Consider the following 23985-nt stretch of genomic DNA (forward strand, 5'->3'; position numbering starts at 1 on the left):
CGAGCGGAGGGGGTCGTGGTGACGCAACCGGCACCGGTTCCCGGCTGGCACGGCACGATCGGTCTGCTGCTCGCCTCCAGCACCGGCGGGGTGGGGCAGCACGTCCGCTCGCTGGCCGCCGGGCTGGCCGCCGCCGGCGTCCGGGTGCTGGTCTGCGGCCCGGCCGCGACCCAGGAACAGTTCGACTTCACCGGCGCCGGAGCCCGCTTCCACCCGGTGGAGATCCCGGCCAGCCCCACCCCGGCCGACGCGCGGGCGGTGGCCGCGCTGCGTCGGGCGCTCGGCGCCGAGCCGGTCGACGTGCTGCACGCCCACGGCCTGCGGGCCGGGCTGGTCGCGGTGCTCGCCCGGCCCGCCGTTCCGGTGGTGGTCACCTGGCACAACGCGGTGCTCGCCGGGGGCCTGCGCGGCGGCCTGTCCCGGCTGGTCGAGCGGATCGTCGCCCGCGGCGCCCGGGTCACCCTCGGCGCCTCCGCCGACCTGGTGGCACGGGCCGCCGACCTGGGCGCCGCGGACGCCCGGCTCGCCCCGGTCGCCGCGCCGGCGCTGCCCGCGCCGCGCCGCCGCCGGGCTGCCGTCCGGGCCGAGTTCGGCGTCGCCGCGGACCAGCCGCTGATCGTCTCGGTCGGTCGGCTGCACCCGCAGAAGCGGTACGACGTGTTGATCGACGCGGCCGCCCGGTGGCGTACCCGGACCCCGCCGCCGGTGGTGGTGATCGCCGGCAGCGGCCCGGCGTACCTGCCGCTGGCCGCCCGGATCTCCGCCGCCCGTGCCCCGGTCACCCTGCTGGGCCACCGCACCGACGTGGCCGATCTGCTGGCCGGCGCCGACCTGGCCGTGGTGACCAGCGACTGGGAGGCCCGCCAGCTGTTCGCGCAGGAGGCGCTGCGGGCCGGCGTGCCGCTGGTGGCCACCGGGGTCGGCGGCCTGCCCGAGCTGGTCGGCGACGCCGCGGTGCTGGTGCCGCCGGGCGACGTGGACGCGGTCGACGCGGCCGTGCGCGGGCTGCTCGACGACCCGGCCCGCCGCGCCGACCTGGCCCGCCGGGGCGCCGCCCGGGCCGCCGGCTGGCCCACCGAGGCGGACACCCTGGCTCAGCTCGCCGCCCTCTACGCCGAGCTGGCCCCGGACGCCGCCGGCCCGGCCACCCCCGGCGCCGACGCCTCCTCGACGGGACGCCGGTGATGCTGCGCAGAATCGCCCCCGCGCTGCTCACCCTGGTCGTGGTGGCGCTCGGCATCACCGCGCTGGCGGCCCGGCCGACGACGGAGGCCCCCGGTCGCACCGCCGACTTCGTGGTGCTGGCCGGGGTGGCCGGGCTGCGCTGGGAGGACGTCGACCCGCAGACCACCCCGACGCTGTGGCGGATGGCCCAGCGGGGCTCCATCGGCTCGCTGTCGGTGCGCTCCGCGCACCGGCCGACCTGCCCGGTCGACGGCTGGCTGACCCTCGGCGCGGGCAGCTACGCGGCGTGGAACGGCAGCCGGCAGGCCGGCGCGTGCCCGCCGGCGGCGGTCACCGTCGAGCAGCCCGACGGCATCGGCGCGAACCTGCCCGACCAGGAGAGCGTCGTGCTGCACAATCAGGAGCGGCTGCCGTGGGGCACGGTCCCGGGCTCGCTGTCCGAGTCGGTGCGCTGCTCGGTGGCGGTCGGGCCGGGGGCGGCGGTGGCCGCGGCCCGGCCGTTCGGCCGGGTCGACCGGTACGCCCCGGCGCTGCCGGCGGACCCGGCCGTCCTGCTCGGCTCCTGCGTGCTGAGCATCGTCGACCTGGGCACCGTGGCCGGCGAGGACCCGGCGGCCCGGCAGGCGGCGGCCCGGGCGGCCGACGCCCAGCTGGCCCGGGTGCTCGCCGCCCGCCCGCCGCGCTCGCTGGTGCTGGTCGCCGGGGTGTCCGACACCGACCTGCCGTCCCGGCTGCACGTGGCGGTCGCCGACGGGCCGGGCTGGGAGGGCGGCTGGCTCACCTCGGCGAGCACCGGCCGGGAGGGCTACCTGCAACTGGTCGACCTCGCGCCGACCGCGCTCGCGGCGCTGGGCCGGCCGATGCCCGAGCGGCCCTTCCTGGGCCGGCCCGCCGAGTCGGTGGGCGGGCGGCCGGCCGACCTGGCCACCGCGATCGCCCAGCCGGCCGACGCCGACCGGGAGGCCGCCGCCCAGCGGCGGGTCGCCGGCTGGTTCTTCACCCTGCTCGCCGCCGCCCAGGTGCTGCTCGGCCTGGCGGTGCTGCCGATGCTGCGCCGGGCCCGCCGGCACGCCGGCCCGTACGGCCCGGAACCGGTGTCCCGGCGGGTGGTGGCGGTGGTCGAGGTGCTGCTGATCGCCGCCGCGCTGGCCGTGCCGGCGGCCCTGCTCGCCGACGTGGTGCCCTGGTGGCGCGGTGAGCACGCGGGCGCCTGGTACGCGGGGGTGACCGTGCTGCTGGTGATCGGGGCGACCGCCGCCGTCCGGCTCACCCCCGGCTATCCGGCGACGCTCGGCCCGCTCGGCGCGGTGGCCGGGCTGACCACGCTGACCGTCGGGCTGGACGTGGTCACCGGCGCCCGGTTGCAGCTCAACGGCGTGGTCGGCTACTCGGCTCTGGAGGGCGGCCGGTACGCCGGGCTGGGCACCGTGGGGCTCGGCGCGTTCCTGGCCGGCGCGCTGCTCAGCGCTGGCTGGCTGGCGCAGCGGGTACGCCGTTCCTGGCGGCCGGCCGTGGTGGCCGTCGTCGGCGGCGCCGCCGTGGTGGTCGTCGGCAGCCCCTACCTCGGCGCCGACCCGATCGGCGCGATCGCGCTGACCGCCGGGGTGAGCGTGGCCGCGGTGATCAGCGCCGGCGGCTGGCTCACCGTGAGCCGGCTGGCCTGGGCGGCGATGGCCGGGCTGGCGGTGACCGTCGGCCTGGCGCTGCTCGACCTGCGCCGGCCCGCGCCGGAGCGGGGCAGCCTGGGCCGGTTCCTGGCCGCGCTGGGCGACGGCACCGGCGGGTTGACCGTGCACCGGTCCAGCACGGCCAACGTGGAGACGTTGGTCAACAGCCCGCTGACCGTGCTGGCGCTGGCCGGCGCGCTGCTGGTGTGGTTCGCCCTGCTCCAGCCGTGGGGCGGGCTGATGCGGCTGTTCGGCATCTACCCGGCGGTCCGGGCGGCGATGGCGGGCACCGCCGTCGCCGCGGTGATCGGCGGGGTGCTGGGCGGTTCGGCGCTGGACGTGGCCGGGGCGGCCGGGGCGCTGGTGGTGCCGATGGCGGCGCTGTCCGCGCTGCGGGTGCTGGACCACTCCACCGACCGGACCCGGCCGGAGGCCGGCGGGCAGCGCGACGACGGCCCGGCGAACCCCGTCCCGGACCCGGCGCCCGCATCGCCCGACGCGGCCCCGGACCGGGCCGGTTCCCCGTCCGCGCCGGCTTCCGACCCGGTCGGACCGTCGTCCACGCCCGCTTCGGAGGCGACCGGACCGTCGTCCGGGGCGGCTTCGAAGGCGGGCGGGCAGTCGTCCGCGACGGCGGCCGACGAGCCGCGGCCGGGGGAGCGGGGCCGCGCCGCCCGCTCGTCCACCGAGGTCGCGACCTCCTGACCGGCGGAGGCGGACCGGCGCCGACCGGCGCGTACCTCGGGTGCGGCACCGGCACACCGCCGGTGAGGTGTTACCGTGGAATCCCGTGGATCGCGTGATCACTTGGCTGATCGGCACGGCGGTCTGCACGACCGCGACGGACGACACGGGAGCAGGCCTTGGCCCCTTCAGCACGGACGACCAGGCACATTTTCGTCACCGGGGGCGTCGCCTCCTCGCTGGGTAAGGGCCTCACCGCCTCCAGCCTCGGCAACCTGCTCACCGCGCGCGGGCTGCGCGTGGTGATGCAGAAGCTCGACCCCTACCTCAACGTCGACCCGGGCACCATGAACCCGTTCCAGCACGGCGAGGTCTTCGTCACCGAGGACGGCGCCGAGACCGACCTCGACGTCGGCCACTACGAGCGGTTCCTGGACCGGGCGCTCTCCGGCAAGGCGAACGTCACCACCGGCCAGATCTACTCCGCGGTGATCGCCAAGGAGCGGCGCGGCGAGTACCTGGGCGACACCGTCCAGGTCATCCCGCACATCACCAACGAGATCAAGGCGCGGATCCTGGCCATGGCCGACCCGGACGACGACGGCCAGGTGCCCGACGTCGTGATCACCGAGGTCGGCGGCACGGTCGGCGACATCGAGTCGCTGCCGTTCCTCGAGGCGATCCGGCAGGTCCGCCACGACCTGGGCCGGGACAACTGCTTCTACCTGCACGTCTCGCTGGTGCCGTACCTGGCGCCCTCCGGCGAGCTGAAGACCAAGCCGACCCAGCACTCGGTGGCCCAGCTGCGCAGCATCGGCATCCAGCCGGACGCGCTGGTGCTGCGCTGCGACCGGGACATCCCGGACAAGGTCAAGCAGAAGCTCTCGCTCTACTGCGACGTCGACCGGGAGGCGGTCACCGCCGCCCCGGACGCGCCGAGCATCTACGACATCCCGAAGGTGCTGCACCGGGAGGGGCTCGACGCGTACGTGGTGCGCCGGCTCGGCCTCTCCTTCCGGGACGTGGACTGGAGCAGCTGGGACGACCTGCTGGACCGGGTGCACCAGCCCCGGCACACGGTCACCGTCGCGCTGGTCGGCAAGTACGTCGACCTGCCCGACGCGTACCTGTCGGTCAGCGAGGCGGTCCGGGCGGCCGGCTTCGGCCACCGGGCCCGGGTGCAGCTGCGCTGGGTGCCCAGCGACGAGTGTGTCACCCCGTCCGGCGCGGCGGCCGCCCTGGCCGGCGTGGACGGCGTCGTCATCCCCGGCGGGTTCGGCGTGCGCGGCATCGAGGGCAAGATCGGCGCGGCCCGCTACGCCCGGGAGAACGCTGTCCCGCTGCTCGGGCTCTGCCTCGGCCTGCAGTGCATGACCATCGAGGTGGCCCGACACCTGGCCGGGCTGGACGGGGCCAACTCGCTGGAGTTCGACGAGGAGGCCAAACACCCGGTCATCGCCACCATGGCGGACCAGGAGGACATCGTCGCCGGCAAGGGCGACCTGGGCGGCACCATGCGGCTCGGGGCGTACCCGGCGCGGCTCGCCGAGGGGTCGCTGGTCGCCGAGGCGTACGGCAGCACCGAGGTCAGCGAGCGGCACCGGCACCGGTACGAGGTGAACAACGCCTACCGCGACGCGCTGACCAGGGCCGGCCTGCACATCTCGGGCACCTCCCCGGACGGCCGGCTGGTCGAGTTCGTCGAGCTGGACCGTAGCCTGCACCCGTTCTTCGTGGCCACCCAGGCGCACCCGGAGCTGAAGAGCCGGCCGACCCGACCGCACCCGCTCTTCGCCGCGTTCGTGAAGGCGGCGGTGACCTACTCCGAGGCCGACCAGCTCCCGGTCGACCTGGAGGCGGCGGCGAACGCGGCCGCCCAGAACGGCGGCTCCGCCGCGGCCAGGGCGGCGTCCGCCTCATGAGCGCGGTCGAGCACCGCTACCAGGTGCGCTCCCGCGAGGAACGCTACCGGGGGCGGATCTTCGACGTGGTCAGCGAGGAGGTGACCATGCCGGGCGGCGGCACCGCGGTGCGGGACTACGTCCGGCACGTCGGGGCGGTGGCCGTGGTGGCGCTCGACGCCGCCGGCCAGGTGGTGCTGATCCGGCAGTACCGGCACCCGGTCGGGCGGCACCTGTGGGAGCTGCCCGCCGGACTGACCGACGTCACCGGCGAGGACCTGGCCGCCGCGGCGGCCCGGGAGCTGGCCGAGGAGGTCGACCTGGTCGCCGGGCGACTGGACGTGCTGGTCGACCTGCACAGCTCGCCGGGCTTCACCAACGAGCTGGTCCGGGTCTTCCTGGCCCGTGAGCTGACCGACGTGCCGGCGGAGTCGCGGCACGAGCGCCGCGACGAGGAGGCCGACCTGCAGGTGGTCCGGCTGGACCTGGACGAGGCGGTCGGCATGGTCCTGGCCGGCGAGATCACCAACGCGTCCTGCGTCGCCGGCCTGCTCGCCGCGGCCCGGGCCCGGGACGCCGGCTGGTCGGTGCTGCGCCGGGCGGACACGCCGGTGCCGGGCTGAGCCCGGACGTCGGGCCGGTCCACCGGCGGACGGACGCGGGAAGGGGCCGTGCGGCATACCGCACGGCCCCTTCCGTCGTCCCGGGGGTCGGGTCAGTCGCGCAGCGGGCGACCCTGCCCGTCGACGCCACCGTTGACCAGGATCAGGATGCCGTCGATGAGGCCCCAGATGCTGCCGAGGCCGCAGGTCACCAGGGTGACGACCAGCTGGATCACGCCGGTCTTGGTGTCGCCCATGTAGAAGCGGCCGACGCCGAAGCCGCCCAGCAGGATCTGCAGGACACCGGCGATCACCTTGCTCTTGTCGGAAACGCCGGCGGGGTAGCCGGGCTGGTAAGGAGGAGTGGTCATGAGGCGACACCTTAGTGATCGACTCTCGTCCTGTCCGCAACGGTACCCAGCGAGTGGGACGATAATGGACGAACACTGTCCTGACGGCTGAGGCGGCGTACCCCGCCGGCCGAGGCGACGCCTGACACTTCGTCAGCGTCGGTGGTCACCGGATGTCACTGTGCTGGCCCCCGGCGGCCGCGGACGCGCCTAGACTGCCGCCGGCGGGACCGGTGGACCGCGGTGGCAATGGGGCCGCCGTGGCACCGAGCAGTCGGGGGAGAGCGGCCCCGAAGGAAGGTGTCTGCATCGTGAAGGTCGGAATCCCCCGCGAGGTCAAGAACCACGAGTACCGGGTGGCGATCACACCCGCGGGCGTCAACGAGTTCACCCGCCACGGCCACGAGGTCTTCGTCGAGTCCGGCGCGGGCGTCGGCTCCACCATCACCGACGACGAGTTCGCCGCGGCCGGCGCGAAGATCCTGGCCAGCGCCGACGAGGTCTGGGACGCAGCCGAGCTGGTGCTCAAGGTCAAGGAGCCGATCGCCGAGGAGTACCACCGGATGCGCGAGGGGCAGGTGCTCTTCACCTACCTGCACCTGGCCGCGTCGAAGGAGTGCACCGACGCGCTGCTCGACCGGAAGGTCACCGGCATCGCGTACGAGACCGTCGAGCTGCCCGACCGGTCGCTGCCGCTGCTCGCCCCGATGTCCGAGGTGGCCGGCCGGCTGGCCCCGCAGGTCGGCGCGTTCTACATGATGCGTACCGGGGGTGGCCGGGGGGTGCTGCCCGGCGGCGTCTCCGGCGTGTACGCGGCCAAGACCGTGGTCATCGGCGCCGGCGTCTCCGGCATGAACGCCGCCGCCATCGCGCTCGGCCTCCAGTCCGAGGTGCTGCTGCTGGACAAGAACGTCGCCCGGCTGCGCCAGGCCGACGCCATCTACCGGGGCCACCTGCAGACGGTCGCCTCCAACGCGTACGAGATCGAGCGGGCCGTGCTGGACGCGGACCTGGTCATCGGCGCGGTGCTGGTGCCCGGCGCAAAGGCGCCCAAGCTCATCTCCAACGAGCTGGTCTCCCGGATGAAGCCCGGCAGTGTCCTCGTCGACATCGCCATCGACCAGGGCGGCTGCTTCGAGGACTCGCGCCCCACCACGCACGCCGACCCGGTCTACCGGGTGCACGAGTCGATCTTCTACTGCGTGGCGAACATGCCCGGCGCGGTGCCGAACACCAGCACCCACGCGCTGACCAACGTCACCCTCCCGTACGCCCTGGAACTGGCCAACCACGGCTGGCGCGAGGCGCTGCGCCGGGACCCGGCGCTGGCGCTGGGCCTGAACACCCACGCCGGCCAGGTCACCTACGGTCCGGTCGCCGAGGCGCACGGCATGGACGTCCTCCCGCTGGACGACGTGCTGGCCTGAGAGGCGGCGGGCTGACCGGAGCACCGGACGGGGCCGGCGCGGGCACGCAGCCCGCGCCGGCCCTGCGCCGTGCCGTGCGCGGCTACCTCGACCACCTGACGGTCGAGCGTGGACTGTCCGCGAACACCCTGGCGTCGTACCGCCGGGACCTGGATCGGTACCTCGCCACGCTGGCCGCGGCGGGCGTCGCCGACCTCGCCGCCGTCGGCCCCGGCCTGGTCGAGTCGCACCTGGCCCGGCTGCGCGCCGGCGAGGACGGGCATCCGCCGCTGGCGGCCTCCTCCGCGGCCCGGGCCGCCAGCGCGGTGCGCGGCCTGCACCGCTTCGCGGTGCGCGAGGGGTTGGCCGGGGCCGACCCGAGCCGCGACGTGCGCCCGCCCACCCCGCCGCGCCGGCTGCCCCGGGCGCTGCCGGTCGACGACGTGGTGCGGCTGCTGGAGACGGCCGGCCCGGTGGCCGCCACCGGCGAGGGCGCACCGCTCGCGCTGCGCGACCGGGCGCTGCTGGAGTTCCTGTACGGCACCGGGGCGCGGATCTCCGAGGCGGTCGGCGCCGCGGTGGACGACCTCGACCCGGTCGAGGGGGCCGCCCTGCTGCGCGGCAAGGGCGGGCGCACCCGGCTGGTGCCGATCGGCGGGTACGCGGTCGAGGCGCTGCGCGCCTACCTGGTGCGGGCCCGGCCCGCGCTGGCCGCCGCCGGCCGGGGCACCCCGGCGGCCTTCCTCAACGCTCGCGGCGGGGCGCTGTCCCGGCAGGGCGCCTGGACCATCCTGCGCCGCGCGGCGCAGCGGGCCGGCCTGCCGGTCGACGGCCCGCAGGCGGTCTCCCCGCACACCCTGCGCCACTCGTACGCCACTCACCTGCTCGACGGCGGCGCGGACGTGCGGGTGGTGCAGGAACTGCTCGGTCACGCCTCGGTCACCACCACTCAGGTCTACACGCTGGTCACCGTGGAGCGGCTGCGCGAGGTGTACGCCACCGCCCACCCCCGCGCCCGCGCCTGACCCCGCCCCCTGCACCCCCGCCCGTGGTTCCGCCCACATACAGAGAATGAGTGGCCACGCCGACCGTGTTGGCCACTCGTTCGGTGAACGTGCGGGCGCCGGTCCGCCGGCGGTGAGGGCGAGGGCGTCGGGGTGGCGGCGAGGGCGGCGGCCGACACGCCGAGCGGGTGCCGAACGCCCTGCTGGCCGGTGGCGTACAGTCGGCATCGGCGCGGACCTGGCGGGGCGATGCGACCGGGGTGCGCAGCGGCGCCGCGAAGGACGTCGGTCGGCTCCGACGCCGGGTGGTCGTCGGGAGGGGGCAACGAGGACATGGCTGGCAACGGTGACCGTGCCGAGACGTGGACGTCGGAGCTCCGCGAGCAGCAGGCCGCGCTCGGTAACGACCTGGGTCCGGCGGACCCGGCGGCCTACACGATGCGCAAGCCGATCCCCGAGCCGATGCCGACCGACCGGCACGGGCCGGCCCGGATCATCGCGATGGCCAACCAGAAGGGTGGGGTCGGCAAGACGACCACGACCATCAACCTGGGCGCGGCGCTGGCCGAGTACGGCCGCAAGGTGCTGCTGGTCGACTTCGACCCGCAGGGCGCGCTCTCGGTCGGGCTGGGGGTCAACCCGCACAACCTCGACCTGTCCGTCTACAACCTGCTCATGCAGGACGACGTCACGGCCGACGACGTGCTGATCAAGACCGACGTGGCCGGGCTGCACCTGCTGCCCGCCAACATCGACCTCTCCGCCGCCGAGATCCAGTTGGTCAACGAGGTCGCCCGGGAGATGGCCCTGGCCCGGGTGCTCAAGTCGATCCGCAAGGAGTACGACTTCATCCTGATCGACTGCCAGCCCTCGCTGGGCCTGCTGGCGATCAACGCGCTGACCGTCGCGCACGGTGTGCTGATCCCGCTGGAGTGCGAGTTCTTCAGCCTGCGCGGGGTCGCGCTGCTGCTGGACACCATCGACAAGGTGCGCGAGCGGCTCAACTTCGACCTGGAGCTCGAGGGCATCCTGGCCACCATGTACGACAGCCGCACCACCCACTGTCGGCAGGTGCTGCAGCGGGTGGTGGAGGCGTTCGGCGACAAGGTCTACCAGACCGTCATCACCAAGACGGTCAAGTTCCCCGAGTCGACCGTCGCCGGCGCCCCGATCACCACGCTCGACCCGGCCTCGTCCGGCGCCCGCAACTACCGGCAGCTGGCCCGTGAGGTGATCGCCGCCCAGGCGGAGCGGTAGCCCGGAGTGCACCACCAGAGCGCCGGGCCGCGCCGGCCGTGGACTACGGTCGTCCGGTGACCGCGCCGCCCCTCGACCCGCCCGCCGCGCCGGAGCAGCCGCCAGCCGCCGCCGCCGGCCCTGGCGCCGCCGCCGGCCCTGGCGCCGCCGTGGCCGGGGACCACGCCGGCCCGGTCGACGCCACGGGCGCGGTTCCGGCGGCCAGCGACGACGCGGCGGCGTCCACCGACAGCGCCCGGGCGGACTCCGAGGGCGTGGCGGCGGTCCCTGACGGTGCGGCGGCGGACTCCGAGGGCGTGGCGGCGGACGCTGCCGGTGCGGCGACGGAGGAAGCGGCCGGGGGTGGCGGGTTCACCGTCCGGCTGGCGAACTTCACCGGCCCGTTCGACCTGCTGCTGCAACTGATCGGCAAGCACAAGCTCGACGTCACCGAGGTGGCGCTGCACCGGGTCACCGACGAGTTCATCGCGTACATCCGGGCCATGGGCGACCGGTGGGACCTGGACGAGGCCAGCGAGTTCCTGCTGATCGCCGCGACCCTGCTCGACCTGAAGGCGGCCCGGCTGCTGCCCGCCGCCGAGGTGGAGGACGAGGAGGACCTGGCCCTGCTGGAGGCCCGGGACCTGCTCTTCGCCCGGCTGTTGCAGTACAAGGCGTTCAAGGAGGCGGCGGCGCACATCGCCGCGCTGGAGGAGGTCGGCGGCCGCCGCTACCCGCGGGCGGTCACCCTGGAGCCCCGCTACGCCGAGGCGCTGCCCGAGCTGGTGCTCGGTATCGGCCCACAGCGGCTGCTCAAGCTGGCCATCAGGGCGATGACCCCGAAGCCGGTGCCGGAGGTCTCGATCGCCCACGTGCACATGGTCCGGGTCAGCGTCCGGGAGCACGCGGCGATCATCACCGAGCGGCTGCGCCGGGCCGGCACGGCCAGCTTCTCCCTGCTCTGCGCCGACTGCGACGCCACCCTGGAGGTGGTGGCCCGGTTCCTGGCGCTGCTGGAGCTCTACCGGGAGGGCCTGGTCGCCTTCGTCCAGGAACAGGCCCTGGAGGAGCTGACCGTACGCTGGACGGGCCCTGCCGAGGGCGGCCCGGACCTGCACATCGACGAATACGCCGGCACCCCGGCCGAGGACGCGGGCGCCACCGCTGGGGCCGAGAGCGTCGACGGGGACCCGGGCGCCGCCGGTGGGGGCGCGCCGGCACGGACCGAGGAGGGACCGCGATGAGCAACGAGGAGCGCCGCGACTCCCTGGCCGACCAGGCCGCCGCCTGGGTGCCGCCCTGGCAGCGCCCGCCCACCGCCGAGCCGTCCCCGCCGCCCGCCGAGCCTGCCACTCCACCCACCGCCGACACGGCGTCGACCGGGGGAGACGCGGCGGCGGAGCTGCCGCTTCCGGAGCCCGGGCCGGTCGCGGCCGAGGGCGGCGCTGCCGGCGTACCGGAGAAGCGCGGGCGGCGGCGGACGGCGCCGGAGCCGGCGCCCGAGCTGGACGACGCAGAGCTGCGCGGGGCGCTGGAGGCCATCCTGCTGGTGGTCGACGAGCCGGTCAGCGAGCCGACCCTGGCCGACGTGCTGGAGCAGCCGGTCGAGCGGATCGGCCCGATGCTCGACGAGATCGCCGCCGGCTACACCGCGGCCGGGCACGGCTTCGAGCTGCGCCGGGCCGCCGGCGGTTGGCGGCTCTACACCCGACCGGAATACGCCGGCTACGTCGAGCGGTTCGTGTTGGACGGGCAGTCGGTCCGGCTGACCCAGGCCGCGCTGGAGACCCTGGCCGTGGTCGCCTACAAGCAGCCGGTCACCCGCTCGCGGATCTCCGCGATCCGCGGGGTGAACTGCGACGGGGTGATCCGTACCCTGGTCTCCCGCGGCCTGGTCGAGGAGTGTGGCACCGAACCGGACAGCGGGGCGTTCCTGTACCGGACGACCACGATGTTCCTGGAGAAGCTCGGGCTGAACAGCCTCGACGACCTGCCGCCGCTCGCCCCGTTCCTGCCCGACGACGTAGAAGAGCTTGCCGATGCCACGCGATGACCGTGCCCCCCGACCCGACGCGCCGGTGTACACCGGCGCCGAGCGCCTGCAGAAGGTGCTCGCCGCCGCCGGTGTCGGATCCCGCCGCGCCTGCGAGGACCTGATCTTCCGGCGCCGGGTGACGGTGAACGGCAGGGTCGCGCAGTTGGGCGACAAGGTCGACCCGACGACCGCGGTGATCGAGGTGGACGGCGAACGGCTGGTCGCCGACACCCGCCTGGTCTACCTGGCGATGAACAAGCCGCGCGGGGTGGTCTCCACGATGGCCGACGAGAAGGGCCGCACCGCGCTGGCCGACTTCCTCGGCAACCGGGTGGAGCAGCGGGTCTACCACGTCGGGCGGCTCGACGCGGACAGCGAGGGGCTGCTGCTGCTCACCAACGACGGCACCCTCGCGCACCGGCTGATGCACCCCTCCTACGGGGTGCCGAAGACCTACCTGTGCGAGGTGGCCGGGCCGATCCCGCGCAACCTGGGCAAGCGGCTGATGGCCGGGGTGGAGCTGGAGGACGGCCCGGCCCGGGTCGACGCGTTCCGGGTGGTGGACACGCTGGGACGGACCGCCCAGGTGGAGCTGACCCTGCACGAAGGGCGCAAGCACATCGTCCGGCGGCTGCTGGCCGAGGTCGGGCATCCGGTGTCCCGGCTGGTGCGTACCTCGATCGGGCCGATCCGGCTGGGTGACCTGCGTGCCGGGCGCACCCGCCGGCTCACCAACGCCGAGGTGGCCGCCCTGTTCAAGGCGGTGGGTGACTGACCCCGTCGTTCGGGGTACGGCAGCCGGTAGGCTCCGTGACGGCCGCCGGCGCGCTCGACGCGCGGGCGCGGATGGCGCGCGGCGGCAGGGCGTGTGGCCCGATGCCGGGCCGCGGGCATGATTGACGATGGACGACCGCTCACGGCGTCGCGACCGGCGACCCGTGAGGTACGGGCTGAGGAGGACGACGGTGGAGGAAAACGTACGGACCGGGCGCTGCGTGGTCGCTGTGGACGGGCCGTCCGGTTCGGGTAAGTCCACCGTCTCGCGGCGGCTCGCCGCCGGCCTCGGTGCCCGCTACCTGGACACCGGGGCGATGTACCGGGCGATCACGTGGGCGGTGCTGCGCTCCGGGGTCGACCTGGCCGACGCCGAGTCGGTGGCCAAGGTCGCCGGCGAGGTGGACCTGCGCATCGGCACCGACCCCCAGGGGTACGGCGTGACCGCCGACGGGGTGAACGTGGACGCCGAGATCCGCGGCCCCGCGGTGACCGCGGCGGTGTCCGCCGTCGCCGCCGTGCCGGCGGTGCGGGCGCTGCTCGTCGCCCGGCAGCGGGAGATGATCGTCAACCACGGCCGGATCGTGGTCGAGGGCCGGGACATCGGCTCGGTGGTGGCGCCGGACGCCGACCTGAAGGTCTACCTGACCGCGTCCGAAGCGGCCCGGGCGGCCCGGCGCAGCGCCGAGGACGCCACCGACGTGGCCGCCACCGCCGCCGACCTGGCCCGCCGGGACCGGCTCGACTCCACGCGGAAGGTGAACCCGTTGCAGCAGGCCCCGGACGCGGTCGTGCTGGACACCACCGAGCTGGGCATCGACGAGGTCGTTGCCCGGCTGCGCGCGCTGCTCACCGAGCGGGGAGTGGCGTGACCGGGAGCGAGGGCTGGGTAGAGCTGCGGGAACCGGACCTCGACACCGAGGAGCAGCCCGGTCCGCAGCCGGTGGTGGCCGTGGTCGGCCGCCCCAACGTGGGCAAGTCGACCCTGGTGAACCGGATCATCGGCCGCCGGCAGGCGGTCGTCGAGGACGTGCCCGGGGTGACCCGTGACCGGGTCCCGTACGACGCGCAGTGGGCCGGCCGGCAGTTCACCGTGGTGGACACCGGCGGTTGGGAGCCGGACGCCCGGGACCGGGCGGCCGCGATCGCGGCGCAGGCCGAGGCGGCGGTGGCCACCGCGGACGTGGTGCTCTTCGTGGTCGACGCGGTGGTGGGCTCCACCGACGTGGACGAGGCCGCGGTGCGGATGCTGCGGCGCAGCGCCAAGCCGGTGATCCTGGTGGCGAACAAGGCGGACAACACCGCCATCGAGATGGAGGCCACCTCGCTGTGGTCGCTCGGCCTCGGTGAGCCGCACCCGGTGTCGGCGCTGCACGGCCGGGGCTCCGGCGAGCTGCTGGACGCGATCATGGACGCGCTGCCGGAGGCTCCGAAGATCGTGGAGCACCGGCCCCGCGGCCCGCGCCGGGTGGCGCTGGTCGGGCGGCCGAACGTGGGCAAGTCCAGCCTCCTCAACCGCTTCTCCGGGGAGGAGCGGGCGGTGGTCGACGCGGTAGCCGGGACCACGGTCGACCCGGTGGACAGCCTGGTCGAGATCGGCGGGGAGACCTGGCAGTTGGTGGACACCGCCGGGCTGCGCAAGCGGGTCGGCAAGGCCAGCGGCACCGAGTACTACGCCAGCCTGCGTACCGCGTCGGCGATCGAGGCCGCCGAGGTGGCGGTGGTGCTGCTCGACGCGAGCGAGGTGATCAGCGAGCAGGACCAGCGGATCCTGTCCATGGTCACCGATGCCGGCCGGGCGCTGGTGATCGCCTTCAACAAGTGGGACCTGGTCGACGGCGACCGCCGGTACTACCTGGACAAGGAGATCGAGCGCGAACTGCGCCGCATCCCGTGGGCGATCCGGCTCAACCTGTCGGCGAAGACCGGCCGGGCGGTCGACAAGCTCGCCCCGGCGCTGCGCAAGGCGCTGGCCAGCTGGGAGACCCGGGTGCCGACCGCGCAGCTCAACGCCTGGTTGACCGCCCTGGTGCAGGCCACCCCGCACCCGGTGCGGGGTGGGCGGGCGCCGAAGATCCTCTTCGCCACCCAGGCGGGAGTGGCGCCGCCGCGGTTCGTGCTCTTCACCACGGGTCCGCTGGACGCCGGTTACCAGCGCTTCGTCGAGCGCAAGCTCCGCGAGGAGTTCGGCTTCGAGGGCAGCCCGATCGAGATTTCCGTACGCCCGCGCAAGAAGCTCGGCCCCGGCGGCCGCGGCAAGGCGCACGGCTGACGTGTCCGTTCCCGGGTGGGGGTTCCCACCCGGGGCGGGCGGCTCGCCCTTGACGTGCGGAGCGTCCGGCGGCCCATGATGCCTCCGGGCCGGAGTCTTCCGCGTCAACTCCACCCGCGCGCCACCGGGGTGTCGTTCCTGGCCGCCGGGTCGTCCCGCAAGCGCGATACCGCAGAGTCATTTTGATGACTCTGCGGTATCGCCGCTCCGGGGCGAACCCTCCACGGCTCGGAGATCCGGATGTCCCTGCGTGCGGTGTCGGCGACGCATTCCCCCTATCTTCCTAGGAAGCCGTAGAGGTGGTGAGGCGGGCGGCGCACCTGTGGGCCGGGAGGGGCGTGTGCGGGCGACGGGAAGATCTGCGCTAAGCTGTACCGGCTGTCGCGGGAAGTACCGCGCGATGGCATCGGGACGTGGCGCAGCTTGGTAGCGCACTTGACTGGGGGTCAAGGGGTCGTCGGTTCGAATCCGGCCGTCCCGACGCAGGTCAGAGGCCATTCGGGATCTTCCGGATGGCCTTTTCTGATCTTGTACGGCAGCGAAGTACAGCAACGGCTCATTGGCCGGCCGATACTCCGAACCCCGTCCGAACATCTGGGAGAGCCATGACAAGTCGGTTCACCGAGTTGGCCGTTGACTGCCACGATCCCGAGAGGCTCGCGGCCTTCTGGTGCGAGGTGCTGGACTTCAAGGTGATCGACCGGAGCGAGGGCAAGGTCGAGATTGGCTCCTGGGTGCCGACCGTTGAGGATGTTCGGGCCCGCCAGCTGTCGCCCACCCTGCTGTTCATCCGGGTGCCCGAGGGCAAGACCGGGAAGAACCGGCTTCACCTCGACGTCAGCCCGATCGACGGCAGCACTGAGGACGAGGTGACCAGGTTGCTCGGCCTCGGCGCCACCAAGACGGATGTGGGCCAAGGCTCAGACCGAAACTGGGTGGTCATGGCAGACCCCGAGGGCAACGAGTTCTGCGTCCTACGCACCCTGGCACCGCAGAACTAGACCCAACGCCGTTCAGTTAGGCGTGGGCGGGGCCTGGTCAAGGGGTGTGTTGATCAGGAAGTGAGAAGCGGGGTTCCGGTATCAAGGTTTGTCACTCCAAGACAACCCGAACCAGGAACCCCGCTCGTGGATGAGATTGCCATAACACGGACGGTCACGGTCGGAAGGCGCTCACCACCAGTTGAAGTACCGGCCGGCGTGGAAGACGCCCACGCCGATGGCGGCCACGATGCCGACTGCGAGCACCACCGGGGCGACCACCACACTGCCGGCCAGGATACCGATGGCGCCCGCGGCGATGGCCAGGCCGGCGCCGATGCCGACCGCGCCGGCCACCACGCCGCCCGTGTCGCCGGCCTCGGCGGCCCGGTTCATGCTCACGTAGGAGACGGCGGCGAGTCCCAGGCCGCCGATCACCAGGCCGGCGGTCACCGCGCTCACCCCGGCGATCGTTCCGCCGACGAAGATCCCGTACACCTCCAGGCCGCCGCCGACCGCGCCGAGCGCGTCACCGATGCCCATCTCCCAGTCGCCGCGTTGGTAGTCGCCCCACAGCGCGTAGACGGAGAGCCCGAAGCCGGCGATCGACAGACCGTTGCCCGCTAGGCCGGTCCGGCCGGGCAGCCCCCGTACGTGCTCCGGGGGCAGCGCGTTCGCCGGGATCTTGCGGTTGGGCCCCGGGTTGGTGGCGGTACGGATCTCGTTCGCCGCCTTGGCCGGCACATCGGTCTCGGTGATGATGACCGCCTGGGGGCGCTTGCCGGTCATCGTGCCGCTCTTGTTCGCCCTGATCCCGGCGTCCGCGTCCCGGGTCGCCGACCGGGTTATGTTGCCCGCCTTGTCGTACTGGTTGGTCGACTTGATCTGCTTGACCGAGGTGGGGGTCTCGACGTCGAGGTCCGCGCCGTTGTCCCGCCACGGCACCCCGTACAGCCACTCCAGGATGTTGCCGCGGAAGGTGCCCGGCTGGCCCTTGAACTTGTAGTTCCAGATGAACTTCTCGGCTGCCGGCGCGGTCTGCGCGGCGGCGACGCCGGCCGTGCCCGGCGCCGGGGACGACTGCTCGGGCGGGGCGGCGGGCGGCGTGGCAGCCGCCGGTGGCGGTTCCGGCGCCGGTGCCGGTTCGGCGGGTGGCGGTTCCGGCGGCGGTGGCGCGGGCGGTGGCGGGGGTGGCGCCGGTTTCGGTTTCGGCGGCGCCGGCGGCGGCAGGACGGCGTGCAGCACCCAGGTGCCGCCGGGATGCTCGGACCAGTTGCCCTCCTCGAGATTGAGGGTGACGTTGGGCTGGTAGTAGATGACCGAGTTCTTGTTGGTGATCCGTGGATCGAGCGTCGCGCCGTGGCTGCTCAGATACTGGCGGAAGTCCTCCACCGTGGGGTTCTCGGCGCCGGTGAAGTGCGATTCCTGGATGGAGATGGTGTGCGTCTCCGGTCCCTGGACATTCATCGGCTTGAAGCCGGCCGGGTCGGCCATCCCCACCGGGTTGTTGCGGCAGTACCGGAACAGGTTGCCGCCGTCGACGAAACCGCCCGGGTCGCTGCTCGCCCACCGGCCCAGCCACGGTACGTAGTACCGAGCGCCGGCGTAGTAGAAGCCGGTCTCCTCGTCCACCTCGTGCCCGCCGAACCGGTACCGCTTGAGGCTCAGGTCGGTGCCCGGCCGGCCGTACCGGTAGGCCGTCGTCCCGTACGGGTGGTACTCCTCGTACGAGATGACCGCGCCGGCCGCGTCGGTCTCCAGCACCGCCGAACCGAGGTGGTTGGCGAGCTGGTAGCGGATCAGCGGGACCTCCACGGGATTGGCCGGGTCGAACCCGCCGGTGTCTACGGTCTTGACGTCCACCTGGGCCACCGGTCCGGTGCCGTCGGAGATCGTGGTGGTCCAGCGTTCGAGTTGGAGCACGCCGGTGACCCGGTTGCGCCGGCGGAACACGGTCACCGCCCCCAGGAAAATCCATTCGAGCTGGACGCTGCCCGGGCGGTCCACCACCTTGCGCAGCCTCTGCCCGCCGGCTGCGTACACCATCCGGGCCTCGCCCCCGCCGCCCAGGTCGACCCGGCGGAGCTGGTCCTGCGCGTTCCAGTCGAGCGCCGCCAGGTGCGGCACGGCGATCAGGTTGCCGACCGGGTCGTGCGCGTATGTCGCCGAGTAGGGACCCGCGTCGGGATCACCGGGGACGCTGGTCGCGGCCAACCGGTTCGTGACGTCCGCCGGGTCGTCCTGGTACGCGTACCGGTAGTGCCGGGTCCAGCCCGCGCCCACCCCGGCCTGCGTCCGGAACCGGTGCCGCAGCACGGTAATGTTGCCGAGCGGGTCGTAGTCGTACTCCTCCGTGTAGGCGCGCACCGCGCCGACGTCGGTCAGGCTCGCGGCCGGCGGCACGTCGGTGTGGTCGCGGATCGTGTCGTTGGGCGCGCCGGCTAATTCCCGCCCGGTCGCCCGGGCGAGCTGGTAGAGCGGGTCGTAGGCGTAGTCGCTGGCCGCCGGCACCGCCGCGTTGCCGAAGAAGGCCGGCGCCCCCGGCTCGGCCACCCGGGTCAGGTTGCCCACCGGGTCGTACGTGTAGCGCAGCTCCCGCACTCCGGCCGTGACCAGCCGCTCCAGCCGGAACGTCCGCGGATCGTAGAAGTACTCGGTGACCAGCCCGTTGCCGTGCCGGGCGAACCGCCGCCGGCCCAGCGCGTCGTAGTCCTGCTCGGCCAGGAACTCCACCTCCGCACCCTGGCCGCGCAGCCTGGCGGTGAGCCGGCCCAGCATTCCACCCTCCAGATAGGTGGGCCGCAGCTCGGTGGCGTCGGGCAGGGTGACCAGGGTCGGCCGGTTGAGCGCGTCGTACTCGCCCGACGTGGCGAAGACCTCGCTCTCCAGCAGCGGCGCCGCCGCCGCCAGCAGTGCGGCGTGGTCGGGCGCGACGGCCACCGCCGACCAGTCCGGACCGTCCACGTCGGTGGCCAGCCGCCGCTCGGCCCGCCGCGGGTTGCCCTTGAAGTCCACCTCCGGCACCCGGACCTGGCCCGCCTGGTCGAACACCAGGTACGGCACGCCGTGCAGGCCCAGCGTCGCGGCGTCCGGGTGCCGGTCGCCGTGCACCACGTACTGGAGGCAGCGTTCCGGGCCGCCGGATTCGCTGACGTACAGCCCCACGGGCCGGTGCAGCGTGTCGTACGCGGTGCGGAAGGCGCGCCCGTGCTCGTCCCAGATCCGCCGTACCCCGCCGAGCGCGTCCTGGAACACCCACCGCTCGCCCTTCTCCGCACTCCACGATCGCACCCCGGCGCCGTGCATCGCGGTGAACGCCTCGGCGATGTGCCGGCCCAGCGCGTCGTACCCGGCGGAGAACCGGCCGGTGAGGTCCCCGCTGGCGCGCACGCCGAACCGCTGGCCGCCGCCCCGGTCGGCCACCGAGTAGACGCCCCGGCCCAGGCTGTCGAAGTGGATCACGGCGGGCGTGTTCGCGTGCGCGGCGGCCAGCCACGCGGCCCGGGTGTCCGGGTCGCCCGGTTCCGGGTCGGTCACCGAGGGGCTACCCCGCTCGGCGTACCACTGGCTGTCCAGCACCGTGTCGTTGGCGTCGTACAGCCGGTGCGCCCAGGCGCTGGACTCGACCCGGCTCAACGTCCCGTTCGGGAACCGGGTGAGCACGGCCCGGCCCAGCGGGTCGTAGTAGCGCACCGCCGTGGCGCCGATCTCCCGCAGCGCCGCCGCGTCCTCGTACTCGTGCGTGGTGCTGAAGTAGGGCTGGTACCGCTTCACCGGGTTGCCCTTGTTGTTGACCACCGTGCGGCCGGTGCCGAGCCACCGCGGATCGGCGTCCACCTCGACCGCCGCGCCGTCGTCGCCCACCTCGAGCGCCGGCCCCGGATGCACCCGGGACTTGGTCATGGCCAGCCCGCCGGTGCCGGTGCTGTACTCGTAGCTCTCCAGCCAGCGCGGGTTGGCCGGCCCGTGCCGCTCCCGGTGCCGCCCCCGGCTGTACGCGGGCTTGCCGTTGACCATCCAGTTGAACGGGTCGTAGGTGAAGGTCAGGGTCGGGTCGTCGAGCGTGTCGCCGTCCCCGGCGCCGGGCCGGCCGAGCAGCGCCGACGCCACCACCCGGCCCAGTTCGTCGTAACGCACCGCGCGGCGCTGGCCGTTGGGGTCGGTGACCAGGCTCGGGCCGAGCACCCGGTAGTCGTTGACAGCGGTGGTCACCGACCAGGCCGCCTGGTCGATCGCCACCCGCTCGGTGAGCAGGTGGTACCGGTCGACGGCGACCGAGGTGGCCAGGCCCAGCGCGTCCCGGGCGCCGGTGGACAGGTAGAAGTGCGCGGCCGGGTCGGTCGGATAGCGCAGCTCGCCCGAGGGGATCCACCAGTCCGGGGCGCCGTCGAGCTGGACGTAGCCGGTGGCGGCCAGGTCCGCGCCGGTCACCGCCGTGCCGTAGCCGGCGGCCAGCGCGGCCGGAGTGAAGGCGAGCTGGTACGTCTGGTGCGCGAGCCCGAGGGTGTCCCACTGCCCGGCCGGCAGCGGCGCCAGCGTGTCGTCCAGGAACCGGACCTGCGAGCGGGACAGCAGCCGTTTCTGCGTGGTGACCCCGTCGGCCACCACCTCGTACCCGATCGGGGTGGCCGTGGCGAACCCGGCGAGCAGTTCGGCGCGGGTGAAGAGCACGCCGGCCGGCGCCAGCCCGGTCAGCTCGTGCCCCAGCGCCTCGAACGCGGTGCGGATCCGGTACGCCGGCACCGGCAGCGTGTCGTCGATGTCGGTGGTGTACCGCTGCTCGCCGTACGTGATATGGCCGCGCCGCTGTTCCTCGGTCACCTCGGCGGGCAGGTCGGGGTCGGTGGTGGTCCGGCCGTAGACCACCGCGGCGGCCTCCAGCACCGTGCCGTACGGGCCGAGGACCAGGTTGAGCCGGTGGCTGATCCGGGGATCGGCCGGGTTCCGTTCGTAGGAGAGGGTGACCGCCTCCCGCTCGACGGCCAGGAACACCCGAGGGTCCAGCCGGTCCACCCGGTAGGTCTGCTCGACCACCCCGTACGGGTGGTCCTGCGCGGGGCTGCCGTCGTAGGAGTACACCTCCTGGCGCAGCGGCAGGCCGCGCAGCGCCCGCCGGCTCTCCCGCAGCTCCGCCGCGGGCACCCCGGCCGGCAGCTCCGGCTCGGGCAGGTGCCGGCCGGCGTACCACTCGGCGGACAGGTCGACCGGGGCGCCCGTGTGGTACCACGTCTTCGTGGTGACCGGCGGCTGGAACAGCTCGGGCTCGGTGTCCTGGTCACCGTCGATCGCCTCGACGCCCAGCACGTAGTCCACGAACGACTCGCCGTCGACCTGCTCGACCATGCCGAAGCCGGTGAATTCCCGCTCCACGCCGTCGTAGTGCCCGTGGTGGTAGCGGTAGCTGGTCACCAGCTGGGTGCCGGCGATCCGGTCGACCTGCTCCACCCGCTCGACGACCTGCACCGGGAACGGCAGCCGGGTGGCCCAGGGCCGGCCCGCCCGCCGGTCGGCCAGGTAGAACGCGGTCGACGCCGCGTACCGGATGGTGGTCTCGCCGCCCAGGTTGTTCACCACCCGGGTGAGCAGGTGCGGCTTGCCGTCGGCGGCCAGGTCCAGGTACCGCATCGGGCCGGCGGCGTCGCCGGGTAGCGGCGAGGACCAGACCAGGCAGGCGGTGCCGGTGCCCAGCAGGTCGGTGACGGTCACCGTCGAGTCGGGTGCCAGGTGCGGCAGGTCGGGCAGCGCCACCGGCTCCGACCAGCCGTTGCCGGACCGGTTGTACCAGAGCCGGATCTCCCGCGGCCCCAGGTAGCACAGGTCCATGACGCCGGTGCCGTCCACGTCGGCCAGCAGCACCCGGGTCGGGTCGAACGCGGCGGGCCCGGCGAACCACGGCGCGTCGTCCATCTCCACCTTGGCGCCGAACCGGCCGTAGCCCAGGTTGGGCCAGTAGCAGACCTCGCCGTCGCGGACCCGGACGAGATCGGTGAGCCCGTCGCCGGACATGTCGGCGAGGAAGACGCTCTGCCGGTCGTCGGAGCGCAGCAGCCGCGGCCCGCGGTCCTCGTCGGCCGGCCACAACGCGGGGCGCGCTGCGCCGTACCCGGCCTCCGCCAGCGACTCGTGCCAGGTCAGCACGGTGTCCCCGGCAAGCAGCAGGTCGGCCCGGCCGTCCCCGGTGAGGTCCAGCAGCAGCAGGTCGGGGCTGGTCCAGTCGACGGCGGGAAGCTCGCTGAATGGCTGGAAGCCGGACCACCCGCCGCCGTCGGTGCGCCGGACGAAACCCGCCGGCTCGGCGCCGAGCTGCACCAGCTCGATCCGCCCGTCGCCGGTCAGGTCGACCAGTTGCTGGCGTCCGCCGGCTAGGTCGGTCAGCGACGGCGCGGTGGGCAGGGCGCGTACCGGGCCGAGCCGGCCCTCGCCCAGGTTCGGCCGGTAGTACAGGGCCCCGGCGTGCCCGGTCAGCACCCCGGCGAGCCCCTCGCCGTCCAGGTCGACCCACAGGTCGCCGCGCCCGTCGACCCCGGTTGGCAGGTTGGCCAGGCTGTCGGAGTCCAGCTCGCGCGCGGTCGGCGCGATGGTCGCCGGGGTGTACGCGAAGGTCACCGGCGGCAGCGCCGCGCTGGTGTGCCCGCCGCCGGGCGCCGGTGCGTAGCCCCGCTGGGTCACCTCGACCAGGGTGGACAGCACCGGACCGGCGGCGTACTCCAGCTCCACCGCGCGGACCAGGCAGTCCGCCCCGACCGCCGGCTCGTCCGGAAAGTGGTGGAACATGAGGATCCGGCGGCACAGCCGGTAGGTGCGGACCTCGAACCCGGACCGGTAGCTGGAGAACGGGTCGGGGCGGCAGGCCCAGGTGCCGGTGTCGCCGGGCCGGGGGTCGTCCACATCGTGCTCGCCGTAGTCGAACACCACCTCGAACACCCAGCCGGCGCCGGCGAGCTGGTCCGGGGTCAGGTCGACCGGCCGCCGGCCGGCGGCGTCCAGCAGCGGCACCGTGTTGCCGTAGCGCACCGACTTGAGATAGCGGTTGGCGTTCCGTTCGGTGCGGTGCCGTTCGTGCGGCCGGTCGAGGTCCACGCCGGCGGCGTCCTCGGCCTTGTACGTGTAGACGATGGCGTTGCCCCGGTCGTCCCGGGTCTCGCACAGCAACCAGGTGTGCACCCGCCCGTCCCGGGCGATCCGGGAGTTGCCGTCCCGGCCGTAGACGGCCAGCAGGTTCGACCCGGACAGGGTGCGCCAGTGCACGTCCCCGTCGGAGTCCCGGGTCCACCGTTCGACGCGGGCGAACGCCCCCTCGGTACGCGGCCGGAACCGCTGGACCGTGTGCCCGGCGACCGGGGTGCCGCCCGGCACCGGCACCAGGTCGTCCTCCCCGGCCAGCAGGAAGGTGTCGGTGTCGTCGTACCGTGGCAGGCCCCGGTCGGTGCGCCGGGTGATGGCCGGTACGGGTAGCTGCCAGCCGAGACCGAACGGGCCGTTGCCGGCGCCCGAGTCGTAGCCGAGTGTCAGGTCCGGGTGGAACCCGGACCGCCCGCCGCTGGTCGGAACGGAGACCGACATGCCGCCGGTGCCGGTGACCGGGTGGGCGGTGAAGGTCTCGCCGATGGAACGGATCGCGCCGCCGCCGGTGGGCAGGCTGATCGCCGGCCCGGCGAGGCCGGGACCGGCCGCCGCCCGGTCGGCGGTCCGCGCTGCGGCGCCCGGCTGGTCGGGCGGGATCGCGCCCGACCAGCCGGGCGCCCCGCCGATGACCGCGCCCGCCGCGCCGCCGAGTGGGCCGCCCGCCGCGCCGCCGGGTGTGCCGGCCGGATCGGCGGCACCGCGCCAGCGCGGGCCGGATCCCGGTCCCCAGGAGCCGCCGCCGACCGGGTAGCTGGTGGCCACGC

At 74.2% G+C, this 23985-nt stretch carries 15 protein-coding genes and 1 tRNA gene; 14 read left to right on the top strand and 2 right to left on the bottom strand.

The window, feature by feature from the left end:
• Window positions 1–18: 18 nt before the first annotated feature.
• From FHX32_RS32595 to FHX32_RS32610, 4 genes are all read left to right on the top strand, one after another.
• Window positions 19–1185 carry a glycosyltransferase family 4 protein gene (locus FHX32_RS32595; protein ID WP_167192233.1) on the top strand — a complete coding sequence of 389 codons (1167 nt, stop codon included), beginning with the start codon at window positions 19–21 and terminating at the stop codon, window positions 1183–1185.
• Window positions 1185–3557 (top strand): hypothetical protein, encoded by a 2373-nt coding sequence (locus FHX32_RS32600; RefSeq protein ID WP_167191752.1) that lies wholly within the window; start codon window positions 1185–1187, stop codon window positions 3555–3557. The genes FHX32_RS32595 and FHX32_RS32600 overlap by 1 nt, the downstream gene beginning before the upstream one ends.
• Before the next feature lie 158 nt (window positions 3558–3715).
• Window positions 3716–5458: a CTP synthase gene (pyrG, locus tag FHX32_RS32605; RefSeq protein WP_167191754.1), complete on the top strand. Its 1743-nt coding sequence runs from the start codon at window positions 3716–3718 to the stop codon at window positions 5456–5458.
• Window positions 5455–6060 carry an NUDIX hydrolase gene (locus tag FHX32_RS32610; RefSeq protein ID WP_167191756.1) on the top strand — a complete coding sequence of 202 codons (606 nt, stop codon included), beginning with the start codon at window positions 5455–5457 and terminating at the stop codon, window positions 6058–6060. The genes pyrG and FHX32_RS32610 overlap by 4 nt, the downstream gene beginning before the upstream one ends.
• A 92-nt stretch (window positions 6061–6152) precedes the next feature.
• On the opposite strand, the gene FHX32_RS32615 is transcribed toward FHX32_RS32610, so the two are convergent.
• A complete protein-coding gene (locus FHX32_RS32615; RefSeq protein ID WP_486481474.1) occupies window positions 6153–6476 on the bottom strand; it encodes a TM2 domain-containing protein in 324 nt (107 codons plus the stop codon).
• A gap of 224 nt (window positions 6477–6700) precedes the next feature.
• Here FHX32_RS32615 and ald point away from each other — a divergent pair, with 224 nt between their 5' ends.
• The 10 genes from ald (at window position 6701) to FHX32_RS32665 (ending at window position 16117) form a co-directional block, all read left to right on the top strand.
• Window positions 6701–7816 (top strand): alanine dehydrogenase, encoded by a 1116-nt coding sequence (ald, locus tag FHX32_RS32620; protein ID WP_167191758.1) that lies wholly within the window; start codon window positions 6701–6703, stop codon window positions 7814–7816.
• Window positions 7817–7827: 11 nt separating this feature from the next.
• On the top strand, window positions 7828–8820 hold the full coding sequence (locus tag FHX32_RS32625; protein WP_167192235.1) for a site-specific tyrosine recombinase XerD: 993 nt from the start codon (window positions 7828–7830) through the stop codon (window positions 8818–8820).
• Window positions 8821–9132: 312 nt separating this feature from the next.
• Window positions 9133–10056 carry a ParA family protein gene (locus tag FHX32_RS32630; RefSeq protein WP_109906553.1) on the top strand — a complete coding sequence of 308 codons (924 nt, stop codon included), beginning with the start codon at window positions 9133–9135 and terminating at the stop codon, window positions 10054–10056.
• Window positions 10057–10352: 296 nt separating this feature from the next.
• Complete coding sequence (locus tag FHX32_RS32635) at window positions 10353–11279, top strand: segregation and condensation protein A (protein ID WP_486481475.1); 927 nt, start codon at window positions 10353–10355, stop codon at window positions 11277–11279.
• Entirely contained in the window at window positions 11276–12088 is an 813-nt protein-coding gene (gene scpB / locus FHX32_RS32640) for an SMC-Scp complex subunit ScpB (protein WP_167191760.1), read from the top strand. Before FHX32_RS32635 ends, scpB begins: the two co-directional genes overlap by 4 nt.
• Window positions 12075–12845 carry a pseudouridine synthase gene (locus tag FHX32_RS32645; protein ID WP_167191762.1) on the top strand — a complete coding sequence of 257 codons (771 nt, stop codon included), beginning with the start codon at window positions 12075–12077 and terminating at the stop codon, window positions 12843–12845. Before scpB ends, FHX32_RS32645 begins: the two co-directional genes overlap by 14 nt.
• 190 nt (window positions 12846–13035) lie before the next feature.
• Window positions 13036–13716, top strand: a complete 681-nt coding sequence (cmk, locus tag FHX32_RS32650) for a (d)CMP kinase (protein WP_167191764.1) — start codon at window positions 13036–13038, stop codon at window positions 13714–13716.
• Window positions 13713–15116 carry a ribosome biogenesis GTPase Der gene (gene der / locus FHX32_RS32655; protein ID WP_486481448.1) on the top strand — a complete coding sequence of 468 codons (1404 nt, stop codon included), beginning with the start codon at window positions 13713–13715 and terminating at the stop codon, window positions 15114–15116. Before cmk ends, der begins: the two co-directional genes overlap by 4 nt.
• Before the next feature lie 407 nt (window positions 15117–15523).
• Window positions 15524–15597, top strand: a tRNA-Pro gene (locus FHX32_RS32660).
• A gap of 124 nt (window positions 15598–15721) precedes the next feature.
• The gene (locus FHX32_RS32665) at window positions 15722–16117 is read left to right on the top strand and encodes a VOC family protein (protein ID WP_167191766.1); all 396 of its coding nucleotides are present in this window, start codon (window positions 15722–15724) and stop codon (window positions 16115–16117) included.
• Between the two features lie 171 nt (window positions 16118–16288).
• Here FHX32_RS32665 and FHX32_RS32670 read toward each other — a convergent pair whose 3' ends face one another.
• Window positions 16289–23983: a SpvB/TcaC N-terminal domain-containing protein gene (locus FHX32_RS32670; protein ID WP_167191768.1), complete on the bottom strand. Its 7695-nt coding sequence runs from the start codon at window positions 23981–23983 to the stop codon at window positions 16289–16291.
• Window positions 23984–23985 lie beyond the last annotated feature (2 nt).

The organism is Micromonospora sp. CNZ280 (genome assembly GCF_011759515.1).